Origin of the sequence: Clostridium sp. FP1, from assembly GCF_011065975.2 — a bacterium.
Classification (GTDB): domain Bacteria; phylum Bacillota; class Clostridia; order Clostridiales; family Clostridiaceae; genus Clostridium_AD; species Clostridium_AD tagluense.
Genome location: NZ_JAAMNJ020000001.1, coordinates 4,207,101 through 4,223,641 on the forward strand (window position 1 = coordinate 4,207,101; position 16,541 = coordinate 4,223,641).

At 31.2% G+C, this 16,541-nt stretch carries 12 protein-coding genes; 2 read left to right on the forward strand and 10 right to left on the reverse strand.

Annotated features, from left to right (window positions below; genetic code table 11):
* Positions 1–6: 6 nt before the first annotated feature.
* Positions 7–555, reverse strand: coding sequence for a manganese efflux pump MntP family protein (locus tag G9F70_RS20205; protein WP_125004453.1), 549 nt, complete (start codon positions 553–555; stop codon positions 7–9).
* Positions 556–816: 261 nt separating this feature from the next.
* Here G9F70_RS20205 and G9F70_RS20210 point away from each other — a divergent pair, with 261 nt between their 5' ends.
* Both G9F70_RS20210 and G9F70_RS20215 read left to right on the forward strand, forming a co-directional pair.
* Complete coding sequence (locus G9F70_RS20210; RefSeq protein WP_125004451.1) at positions 817–1,752, forward strand: magnesium transporter CorA family protein; 936 nt, start codon at positions 817–819, stop codon at positions 1,750–1,752.
* 130 nt (positions 1,753–1,882) lie between these two features.
* Positions 1,883–2,257, forward strand: a complete 375-nt coding sequence (locus tag G9F70_RS20215; protein WP_164946939.1) for a hypothetical protein — start codon at positions 1,883–1,885, stop codon at positions 2,255–2,257.
* 83 nt (positions 2,258–2,340) lie between these two features.
* On the opposite strand, the gene G9F70_RS20220 is transcribed toward G9F70_RS20215, so the two are convergent.
* The 9 genes from G9F70_RS20220 to G9F70_RS20260 form a co-directional block, all read right to left on the reverse strand.
* A complete protein-coding gene (locus tag G9F70_RS20220; RefSeq protein WP_164946940.1) occupies positions 2,341–2,754 on the reverse strand; it encodes a hypothetical protein in 414 nt (137 codons plus the stop codon).
* Between the two features lie 55 nt (positions 2,755–2,809).
* Positions 2,810–3,394: a hypothetical protein gene (locus G9F70_RS20225; RefSeq protein WP_164946941.1), complete on the reverse strand. Its 585-nt coding sequence runs from the start codon at positions 3,392–3,394 to the stop codon at positions 2,810–2,812.
* 16 nt (positions 3,395–3,410) lie between these two features.
* Positions 3,411–4,241 carry an SLAP domain-containing protein gene (locus G9F70_RS20230; RefSeq protein WP_164946942.1) on the reverse strand — a complete coding sequence of 277 codons (831 nt, stop codon included), beginning with the start codon at positions 4,239–4,241 and terminating at the stop codon, positions 3,411–3,413.
* A gap of 412 nt (positions 4,242–4,653) precedes the next feature.
* Positions 4,654–8,307, reverse strand: a complete 3,654-nt coding sequence (locus G9F70_RS20235) for a 5'-nucleotidase C-terminal domain-containing protein (protein ID WP_164946943.1) — start codon at positions 8,305–8,307, stop codon at positions 4,654–4,656.
* A 428-nt stretch (positions 8,308–8,735) separates the two neighbouring features.
* Positions 8,736–10,964: an S-layer homology domain-containing protein gene (locus tag G9F70_RS20240; protein WP_224617706.1), complete on the reverse strand. Its 2,229-nt coding sequence runs from the start codon at positions 10,962–10,964 to the stop codon at positions 8,736–8,738.
* Between the two features lie 130 nt (positions 10,965–11,094).
* On the reverse strand, positions 11,095–13,593 hold the full coding sequence (locus G9F70_RS20245) for an ABC transporter permease (RefSeq protein WP_164947965.1): 2,499 nt from the start codon (positions 13,591–13,593) through the stop codon (positions 11,095–11,097).
* Positions 13,594–13,625: 32 nt separating this feature from the next.
* The gene (locus G9F70_RS20250) at positions 13,626–14,309 is read right to left on the reverse strand and encodes an ABC transporter ATP-binding protein (RefSeq protein ID WP_164947966.1); all 684 of its coding nucleotides are present in this window, start codon (positions 14,307–14,309) and stop codon (positions 13,626–13,628) included.
* A gap of 20 nt (positions 14,310–14,329) precedes the next feature.
* Positions 14,330–15,664 carry an efflux RND transporter periplasmic adaptor subunit gene (locus G9F70_RS20255; RefSeq protein ID WP_164947967.1) on the reverse strand — a complete coding sequence of 445 codons (1,335 nt, stop codon included), beginning with the start codon at positions 15,662–15,664 and terminating at the stop codon, positions 14,330–14,332.
* Between the two features lie 211 nt (positions 15,665–15,875).
* Positions 15,876–16,439 carry a transposase gene (locus G9F70_RS20260; protein ID WP_164947968.1) on the reverse strand — a complete coding sequence of 188 codons (564 nt, stop codon included), beginning with the start codon at positions 16,437–16,439 and terminating at the stop codon, positions 15,876–15,878.
* Between the last annotated feature and the right edge of the window lie 102 nt (positions 16,440–16,541).

Genomic DNA, 16,541 nt, shown 5'->3' on the forward strand with positions numbered 1-16,541 from the left:
TTTCTTTTAAAAAAACATCATTTTTAGCCCGAAAATTATTAGGATTGTTCCCCCAATATAATCTGCATATTTGCCTACAACTTCTATCTTTTTTAAATATCTAGAAATTATAAAGGCTAGTGTAGACATTATAAGGGTTATTCCCCCAATAAACAATGTATCTTTAAATAATACAACCTTTGTTATATTATTTAATACTGTAAAGCCTACCACCATTGCATCTATACTTACAGACATTCCCAAAATAAGATACATCTTAGGTTTAAGTAGTGGACACTTGCCTTCATTTTTAAAACCTTCCACAATCATAAGTACTCCAACCAAAGATATAATCATACCGCCAATTATGATTGGCAAGGTTGCTACATATGTGTTAAAAAGGAATCCAACATAAGCCCCTATATATGAAAATAAAAATTGAAATAACCCAAATGAAATAATAAAGCCTATCTTATTTACTGATTTAGTTTGGTTGTTTAAGCCTATACATAAAGCTACTCCAAAAGCATCTAAAGATAGTGCTAAAGCAATTGTAAATAATGGGTATAATTCCATAGTTTTCCCTCCCAAGGTAATACTCTACAATATGTTTAGTCTAATTTCACTATTATTATTCCAATTTTCTGATTCATCATGTATAGCTTTTCATATATCATTATGGATTATTATGTCTTTCTTGTCAACTGTCATTTAACGACAGTTGACAAGGAAATTAACCCATTTATGCAATCTAATGTCATACAATTTAATTATTAGTTGTGCATACTACCTCTTATGGCTTATAATATAAAGGGACTTATACTAGGAGGTGCAAATATGCTTTCAATATATAGCAGTGCAGAAAATAGACAGTTAACTAAGCTTGAAAATATAGAGCCAGGTTGTTGGATTAATATGATAGATCCCTCAGATGAAGAATTAATATTCGTATCTAAAAAGACAAATGTGCCTATGGATTTTTTAAAGGCTGCTTTAGATGAAGAAGAAACCTCTCGTATTGACATAGAAGATTGCACATTAATTATACTGGATATCCCCTTTACTGATATGGATGATAATTCATTAACCTATGATACTTATCCTTTAGCTATGATCCATACTGATAAAGTTATAATCACAGTATGTTTAAAAAATAGCAAAATATTATCAGATTTCACTGAAAGAAAGGTTGGCTCCTTCTTTACTTTTAAACGTTCAAGATTTATGTTACAGATTTTATACAGAATTGCTAATTATTACTTAATATACTTAAGACAAATTGATAAGAAAAGCTCTATAGTAGAAAAACAATTACATAAATCTTTAAAAAATAAAGAGCTTCTTCAATTATTAGCCCTGGAAAAATCTCTTGTGTATTTTTCTACTTCTTTAAAAGGAAATGAACTCACCTTAGAAAAAATGCTTAAACTGGATATTCTTGAAAAATATGAAGACGATAGTGATGTTTTAGAGGATGTTATTATTGAAAACAGACAGGCTATAGAGATGTGTACTATTTATAGTAATATTTTAAGTGGAACTATGGGTGCCTACGCTTCTGTTATATCAAATAATCTTAATATAGTAATGAAATTACTAGCTGCCATTACTATAGTTATGGCTGTGCCTAATATGGTTTCTGGATTATATGGTATGAATGTAGTTGGGATACCCTTCGCTACAAACCCTTTAGGCTTTTGGTATGTAGTTGCACTAATTGGAATTATTGGTGTTTTCGCCATTTATTACTTGAATAAAAAAGATATGTTTTAAAATAATTGAAACTAAATTGCTTTTTAAAGCGTAGTATACTATGGTATGATAAAACTACATATGAACTCATATTATTCACAGATAATGCATTTGTGAATTTAAAATTTATAAATGAAAAGGGGATATACTTATGAGAAGAAAAAAAATTCTATGTGCAACTCTTATTATAGCAGGACTTTCTACTATGTTTGCACTGAAAACTTATGCAGCTGAAGCTTCAATGCCCAACGGTACTGTAGTTATTGGGGCTAAAGCCTTTGATTTGGCTTATGCTAATGACCCTAAAAACCTAGATGAAATTAACGCAGCATTAGTGGCTGGTGGCAGTGTATATGTTAAAGATTTTACTGCAGTTTGGATTGACAATAATAGCGCTAAAGCTGTAAGCGCTACATCTATTCCTAGTGTAATTTATAAAGGACCAACTGGTACTTTAAGCAATTATGCAGTTGGAGATATATTAACCGATACTACGACTTCATTAGAAGTAATTAGTATAGAGTAATATCTTTATAAATAGAAGAGGAGAGATAGTTTTTAAAACTATCTCTCCTCTTCTATTTATAAAGACGATTTTTAACCTTGATTTTATTTCACATCAGTTCCCTTTTGCAGATTTAACTCTACTGAACCTACCTCTTTACCATCTGCTTTTATAAGCTTAATTTCTACTTTATCCTTTTCTTTTCTAGCGGGGAAAGCTGTGGTAGTTTTACCTATCACTTCTTTTTGTGTTATAGGTTTCTTGTCATAATAAACCTGGTATTTTGTAGCATCCTTATACTGTTTTTTCCCTGCATCTGAAAGATTTACATTTACTACAGATCCAAAAGAAGCCTTTCCTACAGTAGCAGTAATAAGTGCACTAACATCAGTTTTAGCTTTTGCATCAACCGAGCTAGCCTTGTGGTTTTTATTTATGTAAACCATACCTACAACTGCTACCATAATTAATACAATAACCGATATAATAACAACTTTTTTATTCACGTTCTTTTTCATTTATTCCTTCACTCCTATATTTCTCATGTATACTATAATACATTGATTTACTTTATTATTTATCATTTAATATTATTTTTAATTCCTTAATAACTTTCTTGTTTTCACCCAATAGCTTTAGTACTACTTCATTTCCAGCTTTTTGGTCTGGAAAGATGGTTGTCTCATTTTTTGTAATACTTACAATATTTGATATTGGCTTATTTCCCAGGAAAAATTGATAGTATTTATAACTAGTATTATCATTAGTACTATCCATAAGAATTTCTGCTATAGAGCCAAAGTTCCCAGCTTTTACAAAAACAGAAAATCCCTCTTTTTTATTGGTAGCTTTTGTAGCTTTGTCCTTCTGGCCCTCTGTAGCTGCTACTTTTTTTTGTTCTTTTGTATCCTTATTAGTTTCACTTGTAACCTTTTCTCCAGCTTTCTCTTCATTGGTTGTAGCCTTTCCTTTAGCAGTTTCTCCATCCTTCTTTTTTGACTCTTCAGTATTTATAGCGCTTTTAGTGCTTTTATCTTTGTTATCACTATTAACTTTATTATCCTTAGATTTGTTGAAAAAGAAAAATAAAATTATTACCAATATAATAACTACTAATGAAATTACTATTTTTTTATAATTTTTTTTATCAACTTTCATATTTTGTCCTCCTATACTATGCTTTAAAATATACTTTACAGTTACTTATATCGTAATCCTTGTTAACAATATACTCTTCTGTTATAGTAAAATCATAAATTTTCGCTTTATGAGGATTTACATTTATATTTTCAATATCAAATATTCCTTTAGCCACTACTTCCCCTTGTTCATCCACAATTAATATTGGAAGTCGCTCTAATTTTACAATTTTATCGTAACCATTAAGAATTAGAAAAACTATAGAAATAGAATTATCCATGCACCTTAAAGTTTTAAACACCTCAATATTAACATCTCCAGATCTTATTAAAGGTAATTTATTCAAGAACTTTATAAAGCTATTTTTCAAATCACGGTCCATATTTTTTGGCATCTCGTCAAGTTCAACCTTTACAGTTTTTATAGCACTAATAGATTTTTCAAATTGTATTTTCCAATCATCCATTGGAATTGTATCAACAAATACATTTATCTTATCAAAATAAACTTTATATGGTCTTGCAGAAAAAGGAGGCAATATTCCAAAATCATGCATGTCCATAATTTGCTTTGCTAGTACCTCACCCTTTTGGTTTATAATTACTAACGGAACTTTGTGAAAATTAATTTGATTTGCCAGTCCATTTCTTAAATAAACACTAACCTCAATTTTATCTCCCATATCAAAGGTGTATACACCATTGATAGATACTTGTCCATCTTCCAGTGGTGGCATACCAGCTAACTCTTCACTTAAAAAGTCCTTTTGAAAATCAGACATAACCCCTTTATCATATTCATTAAGATGCAGATCTATATTTACTGCCTCTTTTTCTGATATTATTACAGTATCAGTGTTTTTCATACTAAATTCCTCCTAATAGGTTCAATCCTAATATTTATCGTCAAAGATTACAGTTTATTATATCATATACTTTTGAATTAAATAATAAACTTTCGTTTTATTTATGCATTATAAACTACGTTAAAACTTGCAAATAGTTGCACTTAATTTTTAACGAGATGATATTTCACCCTTAGTGTCAATTTTATCTCCAGTATTTTATCAAGGAGTTTCAGTTTTTGCTCTTAAATTGTATTACAATTCTTACATTAAATCATCACTTACGGTGCTGCAATATCGTTAACTCAATTAAAAATGCCAAGTGACATACACTTGGCATTTTTAATTTATTATTTTTTTCCGTTTATATCAACAACTTTGCAAATTGCCTTATATTATCCACCTAGAGAAGTAACTGTTATTGTTTTTTGTATTACTTTGGCATTGCTGATAATCCTGTACGATTGTCTATCCAATTACCTGTAAAATCTTTAATATAAATTGCACCACCACTCACTATTGCACTATTGATTTCTAAAGCATGTAATGGATTATTAGCATAATTTAAAGTAAATGCTTTAGTTCCTATTAATACAGTTCCATTAACCATTGCATCAAAATCAGTTTGAAAAAGATTCGTATTTTGAGTCACAAAATAATCACTACAATAATTTATTTTAATAGTAATATACCCATCAGAATCAATTGAACCTGTTGTAATTGTTTCATAGGTATTCTTTTCTTCAAAGTACTTACAAACAGTTGCAGATTTCCCTGCCCAGTTCTTGCTTATATAAATTTTCACCCTTGCAGTACCTGGTAAATTACCATTATAATTAAAAGAAAATGGAATTAATAATTGATCCTTTCCTGTAACTTGATAAGCCTTTGTAATCTCCTTATTTCTTAAAACATCTGACACTGTCTTTAATGATAAATCTATATCATAATTTACAACTGAAGTAATGTCTTTTCCATTAAATGTCCAGCTTATTCCATTTTTTTCAAAAGTAATATTTTTATCTTGACCTTTAATAGTATTAAATATACCCTTGCTTACCACTGAATCAATTGTTAAGTCAACTTTAATATTTGAGCCAATTGCTGAATTATTAATGCTATTGATTATTGTAGCCACCGTTACTGAAGGCACAACTTTATTCTTATTACTACGCCCATCGTGTTCTTTTTTTCCTTTAGAAATACCACTAGTTTTAACTACATCCGCCGCACTACCAACTGCTAATTGTGAGTCAGTGTTATATTTGGATACTGCTGCTGTTATATCAGCGGTATCATTTACTGCCAATCCAGCTACTACTGGCATTGCATATACATTTATACTTCCTGTGGAATCTTTTATCGTAGATGTCTTTGCATTATCTATACTTGTGAATGTTACATTTTTAATTTTAACCAATTGTCCTTGTAAAGAGTCATTAATAACACCTACAGTAACTTCTTTAGGTGTAACTGCATTACCTGTACTTACTGTTACTACAGCAGCAGCAGAAGTTGGCGTTACTTCCAATAAACCGTTATATGTTGATAAGTTTCCTGTCACTGTAATTTTATCGCCTTTTTTAGCAGTAAAAGTAGTCCCAGCTTTGTTAAATACACAAATTCCTGCCGCAGCATCTTGCATAAATACATTATTACCAGTTACTATGGAAACTATTCCTGTAAGTGTAACTGCTGTTTTAAGTGTGGTTCTAGCTTCTAATATAGTCATTACTACAGGTTTTTCAACTACCATTTGATTATCTATTCTATTATTCATTACAACTGTCATTTTGCCTTTTGCTCTAACATCAGCATTTAAAGCATCACGTACAGTCTCATGTGAATCTACTAAGCTAGCTACTATCTCTGGTGCTAAGAACCCTGTAAAAGTATCTCCCCCAGTTGCAACAAAATCGGGTGCATTTACTTTTAGTATATCAGTATCCTTAACTATTGTACCGTTACTTTCTCTAATTATGCTTTGCACTCTTTGACCTGGTACTTCTAGTTTATATGATGGTTTTGACGAATCATATATAAATTTAACTCCAGAAATTTGTATTCCTTTACCATTAGTTTGAACCGCTTGTTCAAAAATGAACTTTAGCTGTGCCCCTGTCATGGTTGTTGTACAAATTGTATTATCAAAAGGCATAATATTAAATATTGTTCCAACAGTTATATCTCCTGCTACAATTGGACTTAATCTAATTCCACCATTATTCACCATCCCTACGTCTGCTGGTGATTTTGGATAGTTCTTTACGACATCTGCCATCCAGTTTCCAAGTTGTGATTCACCATAAGGTGCATCAACTTGGTCTTTATTTAAAGCAGTAGCATTTGTTCCAATTTTTTCATTAAATATTGGTAGCAACGCGTTACTAGCATCATCAACAATTTTCTTACAATCAGGGTCTATTGCTGATGCTATTTCGGTTGTAAGTGCATTCCAGTTTGAACCTTTAGGTGAAAAACCTATTATTTTATTTGCTTGGTCTACTGTAATCTTTAAATTAATAAAACCTTTACCTGTAGAAGCTGCATTTACAGTAGGGACATCTTTACCGTCGGCATCCTTGTTTACAACATCACCGCTAGTATGTGTATGTCCACCCAACACTGCATCTACTCCATGTAACTTATTAACTATAGTATTAAGTGATGAACCACCATCATGTATGTCTGCTAATACTATATCAGCTAAATGATTAGTTCTTAAATCTACAGCTACCTTATTAACTTCTGTAGCTACATCCTTAAAATCGTAAGGTGATGTCATAGCTGGCATAATTATAGATGGAGCTTCTTGAAGTATACCTCCAATAACTGCTATTTTCACTCCATCCTTAATAATTATTTTATATGGTGCATACGGCCTAGTATCTTTACCCTTGTTATACATGTTAGCACATACAATGCTGTAATTTGCATCTTTCATTGTCTCAGTATTAATTACATTAAGTCCCCAATCAAATTCATGATTTCCTAAAGCTGTAACTTCCATTCCTATGTTAGACAATACCTTTTGAACTGGAACCCCATGTAACACATTAGATATTGGTGTTCCTTGATATAAATCTCCTCCACCAATTATTAATGTTCTATCTGGATTTGCAACTTTTACGTCCTTAACTACTTTTGCAAGTGCTGCTCCTACAGGTTTTGTATTAGTGGAATCTAAAAGTTGTCCATGAAAATCTGTAATTTCTATTATATTAAATACTTTGTTTTTGGGTGGTGCGTTTGCAGTAACTGTAACTACGCATAATGATGTTTTAGCTCCATCCCCTGTAGTTACTGTTATTGTTGCAGTACCTTCAGTAACGCCTGTAACTACTCCATTAGCTACTGTTGCTACAGCTGTATTATTTGAAGACCAAGTAAGGTTTTTATTTGTAGCATTGGACGGTGCTATTTTAGCTACTAAAGGTGATGTTTTTCCAACACCTAGGGATAATGTAGCTTTATCCAATGACACTCCGTTAACGGTTACATTTCCAGCAGGAGTTGCATCTTGTAGGATTTTAACATCGTCTATAGCCACATTGCCTACTACCTTATTAAGGGTAAATCTAACTTGCTTTATATTACTATCTAATGTATAAGTTTGTATTCCCTTTGTTTCTGCAGTTAACTGAATGTCTTTTACAGTACTCCAAGTAACACCATCACTTTGCTCAACTAATACCTTTGAAGTACAAACAGATGGTGTACCACCACCTTGACCTTTAATCCAAAAGGAGAGTGTTGCTTTTGCTGTTAAACTAAAACTTGGAGAGGTTATCTGATTACCAGTGTCTTGCATCTTTACAGATGGAGATGCTACCCCAAAGCTAGTATTAGAAGTATAACATCCTATATTAGTACCAGTACCCTTTGTAAAAGTCCAATTTATTGCGGATGACGTTGTAGGCACTACAACAGTATTATCTGTTACTGCTATGCCGTCAAACCCTTCACTTAAAACAGTAATTACGTCTGCCTTTACAATTTGAGCTCCAATAAGCCCATTAAAATTAAATAACATTAACGTTAATGTCATTATCAAACTTAGTATCTTTTTCTGTTTCTTTTTAAACATCTAATTACCCCCAATTTGAGATTTTGATCCTTTTAAATTAGCCTCAAAATAATGATAATCCGATTCTATTCACACCTCCTTAAGCAAATTTCCAATATTTAATTTCGGCACTTAATTATAACTTATTTGTTAACTTTTTACAATGAAGGTATTGTAAAATACACTTTATTTTAATTATTATTCATAATTATTTCAATCCTCATCATCAGCCTGCAACATAGTTCATAATAATAAATATACTTAAACAGTTGTTTAAATACAAAAAAGATAAAGACAGTTGTGGAACTGTCCTTATCTTTTTATTCATTATTTTTCACTGCTATATCTTAATCCTAAGTTTTTTTATCAAGACCTTAAGGCTAACCCTGTATTTACCGTTAAATGCCTATACATATTTACCCATATTTACCCAAGGGTCTGACCCCTTCTTAATAAATGTCAACTATCTTACCATCAACACCTAAAACTAAGGTTTTAAAATCTTTAATATTAACATTAGTTAAAAAATTCTCTATACTGCCATCATAATTATTAAGTCTAGCTTTATTGAAATACTTACTAAAGGTATAGTTTACATTATTTATTGTTAATCCTGTTGGATTAAGCATATCTGGTGTGAAGGCTGAAATAGTTCCAAGCACGACCCTATCATTTACATAAATGAAAGTGTTTTTATTCCAGATATCTGATACAAAATAAACCACGTCATAAGCATTTAAATTAGATTCTTGTATATTAGCGCCTCTATAAATATGAGAATATCTTGTATTTTTAATCTGCTCTAGAAGTTTCGCATTATCAGCTTTATAGATCTGAGGTACACCAAAATTAGGATCCACAACAACTGCATAATCATAGCCTGATTTATCATCTTTCTTTATCAAAACAATTGAAGAATAAGCTCTAATAGCTTTTGCCGCAACTTCATAATCTACAGATACTCCATGATAGTAGTATAAATTAGCTTTTGGCAGTGTCATAGTTTTGGCTAAGTTATTGTCATCCTTATAAACTACTATTGAACTCGCTACACTTGTTACCGCATAATTTTCTACTGAATTTTCTTTTTTATCAATTTCAGTAATTACATTATTATTAGTATATAATTTGTACTTTCCACCGATTTCAAGAGGAGCAACACCCGTCTTATAGGTTAGTGTTCCTTTATCAGTAAGAATTTGATTATCTGCTAGATTATCTGACGTCTTATAATTCCCAAGTATTGTATATTCTGCAATGCTTCCAGTCTTATCATCTATACTTCTTATATCAACTACCTTGCCATCATGACCTAGTATTATAGATACTAAATCACCTTTACTAAAGGAAGAAAGCTTAGTAATATCCATATCATCACTGTAGTTATAAGTAACATTGTCTATTTTAATACCATTTGAACTATATGCATCAGCAAGTAAAGCTGTAATATTGCCCTCTACATAATTTTCAACCACAAGGATATACCTATTATCATTATTTATATCTGTAATACTATAAACTACATCCCTATCTTTAATATCACCTTTTGTTATAGGCTGACCTTCTTTTATAATCTTTGTATTTTCATCAAAGGTTATATCGCCTAGTTTATCTAACTTGGAATTAAAACCTAAAGCCAGCTGTGGTTTACTATAAGTAGCCTCGGTTATTACTGCATAACTAGATGCCACTTTATCATTATAATCAAATATTATTGACATATTCGCTAATAAAAGACTGCTTAAGCTAGCATAATCTTTCTTTACACCATGATAATAATACGTGATACTAGAAGGTAGCGTCATACTTTTTTCTTTGCCACTTTCCTCATAATAAACAATATTACCAACTATGCTGTTTACAGTTACGGTTACTGGTTGTCTTACCTTACCATAAACCTTTGTAATTTCTGCATCTTCTATTTTAAGTCTATAAGTTGCTCCCACTTGAAGTAATGTTTTGTTGTCTCCCACAGAGAGAACACCTTTATTTGTTAGCACTTCACCCGTTGCTAGGTTGTCATAGGATTCCGAATTGTCTTGTATAATGCAATCCGAATATAAATTTACTGCATCAGAAAAGATTATTCCAGGGGTCGTAGCCGTAGCACTCTTTACATTAGTGTCAAGAAGTCTATCAAACATTACTGCTGCGGCCCTAATTGTCGCCTTATCACTTTTTTTAAAGACTAATTTTTCTGTGATTTTTAAATTTTGCGCCTTACCCAAATAATTTAATGGCCAAGTTCCTGTTAAATCACTGTCTGCATACCCTAATAATTTTACAAGCACAGTACAAATTTCTGAATAAGTTATGGAAGCTTCAGGGTGAAATTTTCCATCCGCCATACCGCTGATTAGTTGTTTATTTAGCAATATATTTACATAACCACTTAGATCACTATAAGATGCAATATCAGCAAACACAGTGGAACCCTCCATACCAGAGGCTTCATCTAATAAATTATCCACTATTACTACAGCTTTAGCAAATTGACCTCTTGTCATATCCTTAGTAACATTAGTTATTGAGCTGTCCATTATTCCAAGTTGCTTCATCCTTGAAACTGCTGCTACGTAGTCAATAGTATCTGCTGCAAAGGCAAAGCTTGAGCTTATTGTACTTATTAATATGGTTAGTATTAGAAAAATACTCAATGTAGATTTTCTGATTTTCATTTTTACACCATCCTTTTTATTAATCACATTAATATATAAATTAGATTCTGTCCTAGGAGTCTGGTCTAACCCCATATTTTCCCAAGGGTCTGACCCCTAACAGGTTTTCCCAGGGGCCTGACCCCGGGTTTTATTCATATTTTATAGCTTCTATAATGTTGAGCTTCGAAGCTTTTGAAGCAGGTCCTATTGAAGCTATAATCATAACAAGTGTACCCAATATAAATGCTACAGAAAAAGTCTTTACGGAATAATGCATTGGCAATAAGAAGTTCAAAGTAGAATTCATTAAATATTGAGTAGTAGAAACCAATAAAATGCTTGAAACAATTCCTACAATTCCTCCGATAGCTCCTCCTGTAAAGGATTCAATAAAAAGTATTTTTATGTTTTGACTTTTGCTCATACCTAAGGAACGAAACATAGCTATAGATCGTTTTCGCTCAATAAAACTAATCATAAAATTATTAATTATGCCAAAGCTTCCGATTATCATTGCCATAATTGCAAAGCCGTTTAATAATGTCATATACATAGCATTACCTTCAACATTAGCAATAGTCATAGCCTCAATAGTCTCTGTATACATTCCACTTTTAGAATACTTTTTATCTATGGCTTTTTTTACTCCACTGGCTGCTATATTTGTTTTAACACAAAACTGAGAATACTTTTGTACATTCATATCCTGTTTAAAATATTTATCTGATATAAATGCCATATTTCCATTGTTCCACTGATAATCAACAACTCCAACTACAGTGTATTCTCTTTTGGTTTTGTTTAGTTCCAAAGTAAGCTTATTTCCTTTTACTAAATTTAGCCTATCCCCTAAACTTTTTGTTATAATCATATTTCTACCCATGGAAAGATCCGTAAGCATTGCTTCTTTATCCCCTAAAAATTTCATATCATAATAATCTGAAAATTTTCTATTGTTAACCCCGTCTACTTCACCAATAGTTTCTTTACTGTTATTAATTTTCACTTGAGAAGTTTGGTAAATTCCATAAACACCTTCTACGCCTTTTACATTTCTAATCTTATTTTGAATTTCATTATTTAATTCACTTCCATAAATAAACATTTCAAATTTCATTTGTTTATAAACCCTAGGAATTTCTATAGCCATACTACTACTAATTGTACTTATCATTAGTAATGCAGACATGCCTATAGCCAAAAGGGCAATATTATTAAGTACACTCTTATTACCTTTTAAATTTTTAGCTGCAATAACTCCTTCATTTCCAAAAATATAGCTATACAATTTTTGAAGAACAACTACAAAAATGCTAGTTATATAGGGTACCAAATAAACTGTCCCTATAAATACAAGTAACATAGCTAACCCATCAATTAAACCCGCTAAATTTTTTGGTACAATTCTAGGTGCTATGATAGCAAATAAAATAGCTATTATACCAAAAATCAGTTTCCAATGTTTATTTTTTCCGTTTTTTGTAACATTATTTAATACAATATCTTTTACAGATATTTTAGATATATTTATAATTGGTATCATAGAACTTACAAGGGATAATATAACTGACAGAATAAAAGCACCTATCATTTGACTAGTGGTATAATTAATAGTAGTCTTTATTCCCCCAAACATTTGGGCAAATACAGTTGCCATTAAATACAATACTCCAAATCCTACGATTATCCCTGTTATTCCGCCAATAATACCATATATTATACTCTCACCTAAAAGTACTAAATTCATCATTTTTTTTGTAGCACCTATACTTCTAAAAGTACCGACTATAGGTATTCTTTCTGCAGTTATTACCTTAAATGCGGAGTAAATTATAAACATACTAATAGCAAAAACAACCATTCCCATCATTTTTAAAGGAACTACTATACCATTAGAAGCATCCGCTAAATCTTTATCAGTTATTGGTTCTTTTACAGAATAATCCTCATAGATCTTTGATAACTTATCTATAGTATTTTGCTTTTGGAGAGGATTTTTAGTTTTAATATACAAAATCGAAACCTTACCGCGTCCCTCCCCCATATTATACAAGACGTCCTTTGGAACTATCCCCATAGTATTCTGTTTTTCTGACAAAAAAAGCCCTGCAATTTTTGCTATACCCACAACTTCAAATCTGGACCGGCCATCCTTTATATCTACATTTATAAAATCCCCCAATTTAAGTTTATATTTCTCTGAGGTATTTTTACTAATAATAATTTTTTTACCAACAAAACTTTCTGGTTTCACCTCATTTTCAAATACTAAGGGACTTAGTACTTCCAGTTCTTTTAAGTCATATCCATTTAAGTTTATATTTACGTTTACGTCCTTATCAAATGCATCCTTAAAAGATCCTGTAAGCTGAATTGCTCCTATAATATAATCCATATCTCCTTTAATAGCATCAGCCTTTTTCGCATACAAAAATGCTGAGGGAGATTTTTCATTTGCTGTTACTATAATTTCTGCACTTCCCACATAGCTGGTTATATAACTTGAAAACATATCTACTATGGTAGTTGACATAGCACTAGATGCAAAATACAGCGCAGCTGACATCATAATTGAAAATATTATAAGAAAAGTCCTAAATTTCTTTTCTTTTATGTTGTTCCAAAGAAATTTAACAATTATTTTCATTTTACCACTCTCCAGTTAAATATTTTAAACTGTCATACTATATTTTGCTGTATCTTCCCATCCTTAACATATATTATTCGCTTACCATATTCTGCTGCTTCTTTTGAGTGAGTTACCTGAACAATTGTCTTACTATTTTGTATATTTATCTTTTGTAAAAGTTCCATTACATCTGTTCCTGATTTACTATCCAAGTTTCCTATAGGTTCATCCGCAAAGATAACATCCGGTTCATTAATTAATGCTCTTGCTATTGCAACTCTTTGCTGTTGTCCTCCTGAAAGCTCCCTCGGAGTATGTTTTCTTCTACTAGAAAGATCAACAATATCTAATATATCATTTAACCTATCTTTATAGTCTTTCATCCTTTTTCCATCAAGTAATATTGGAAGCATAATATTTTCTTCTACATTTAGATTAGGAATGAGATTATAAAACTGAAATACAAAACCCACATCACGTCTTCTCATTATGCTCTGCTCTTTATCTTTCATGTTTGATAATTCTCTTCCATTTATTTTTATACTCCCTGAACTAGGTTTATCAAGGCCACCAAGGAGATATAGTAGTGTACTCTTACCTGATCCAGAAGGTCCCATAATGGAAACAAAATCACCTTTATGTATATTTAAGTCTATATTATTTAGCACTTCTACTTCTATATCCCCTAATTTAAAGCTCTTATATAATCCTGCAGCTTCAATAACCACATCCATTATTTTATAAGCCCCCTTTATTATTTTTTAATTTTAATTTTTATTTCTATATTTGCATTCATGCCACTTTTTATTTCAGCTACATTACTAATTGCAAAAGTTACAGGATAAGTAGTTGTACCATTTACTGTAGTTCCTTCGACTGCAATGCTTGTAACCACAAGTTCTAAAGGCTTTGTGGATGTTTGCGGAAGTGCATCAACCTTAACGCTTGCCTTTTGTCCTACTTTAATCTTTACAATATCAATATCATCAATAGGAACCACGAGTTCCATATGCATTAAATCAGACAAGTAAGAAATCGCCTCTCCAGCTTTTGGTATTTCCCCCACCTTTATGTTTTGTTTTGATATTATTCCATCCATAGGTGAATATATTTTATAATCCTCAAGTTGTTTTTTTGCATAATCAAGCTGTGTTTGAAGGTCCTTTATTTTAAGTTCTGATGCATCCTTTGTAGCTACAATAGCTTCATTTGTAAGAGTCATAAGCATAGTACCCTTATTTACAAATTGATCTTCCTTCAAATCTATATTATCTACTTTACCATCAGAATCACATTGTATAACTTGACTACTAGCATAGGATAATAAACCACTTTCTGGACTTGATATAGGCCCTTTAGCCCCCTGAATATCTGCGCTAGCTTTCTGTCCATCTTTTATTGCACCAGGGTTGTTTATTAAAATTTCTACACTAAATAATTTACCATTCTGTTCTGTAGAATGTGAGTTAGAATTTATATATGATACTATTCCTGTTACAGACTGACTTGTAGAGGTTAAATACACTGTTGCTTTAAGTCCAATTTTAACATTTTTTATTTGCTCACTATTAAAAGACACCGTTAATTTTAATTTAGTTCTATCAGCTATAGTGACTATGGGAGCTCCCTTTAAAATTATATCCCCTTTTTTTACAAGTATATTTGATACTTGTCCACTAATTGGTGCTGTTGATGCTAATTTTCCTATTAGAGCAAAATTATTATTTTGCTCTAGTTTAGCTTGTTCTATAGCATTCATAAGCTTATCTACATTGGCATCTACTGCTGAACTATCGATTTCAAACATTAAATCCTTTGTTTTCACTTTATCTCCTTCTTTAAAATAAACCTTTTTAATTTTACCGTTCACTGCTGGAGTTACCTCAAATTTGTTAGATGATTTTATAGTTCCTGAAGCAGTAACTATTTCAAATGGCACAACTTTTGTTGTTACTGAGCCTTTTTGATTTGCTGCAAGTTTACTTTTTCTATCCCTTATAACTTTTACTGAAGCTAAACTAACTATTGTAATTACAACGACAATACCAATTACTATTTTTCTATTAACTTTTAAACTACTTAGTTTCACAGTTTTTCCCCCTTAAATATATTAGTGAATTCGGAAAGCTTAATGTGAGTTCCCTAGATGTATTCTTTAACTCCTAAAGGTTAAATTTAACATATAATAAATTAACAATTCAGTTAAACTTTAATTGAATTTTCTTTACATGTCAATACATTGTTGTAATTACATCGCTGATTTCTTCTAATTGTTTTTTAACATATTTGCCCAGCAATATTTACCCAGGGGTCTGACCCCTTATAGCGCTTTCCACAAACTTTTTATATAATTCTTTTTCTTCTCCTTTGTTGAAATATGAAAGTACTCTTTTTGATGTTATTAGCTTATCCTCTTTTTCTCCTGTGTACGCAGTATAGCTGCTCCAGCGGTAATCCTCAGGTTTTCGAACCATTTTGGCCCTTACTGGATTGAGGTGCACATATCTACTAACTTCTAACATGTATTTATCATCTTCAATTAACTCTGACTTATATCTACCTTGGAATAAATGTCCTATGTAATTATATTTCTTATTAAAATTCCCTGCATATCTGCTATGTGCCCTTTTTATAAAATCAGATATATCACAATCTGTTGTTTCAATTACAAGATGTACATGATTTGTCATTAAAGCATACGCAATTATGTAATGTTTATTTTCATAATATTCCACAGCCTCTTTTATGTAATTTAAATATAGTTTATAATCTGTTTCATGTTTAAATATATCACTTCTATGATTTCCTCTTGCTGTCACATGCAATATAGCACCAGCATACCATTTATGTTTTTTCCTAGGCATATTTAACTCCTTTTTATCTTTTTTTTTATTTTAGCATTTATAATTATTAACTAATTATTTTTATTTCAAACAAAAAAAAGAGAACCGCCACAAAAATGACGA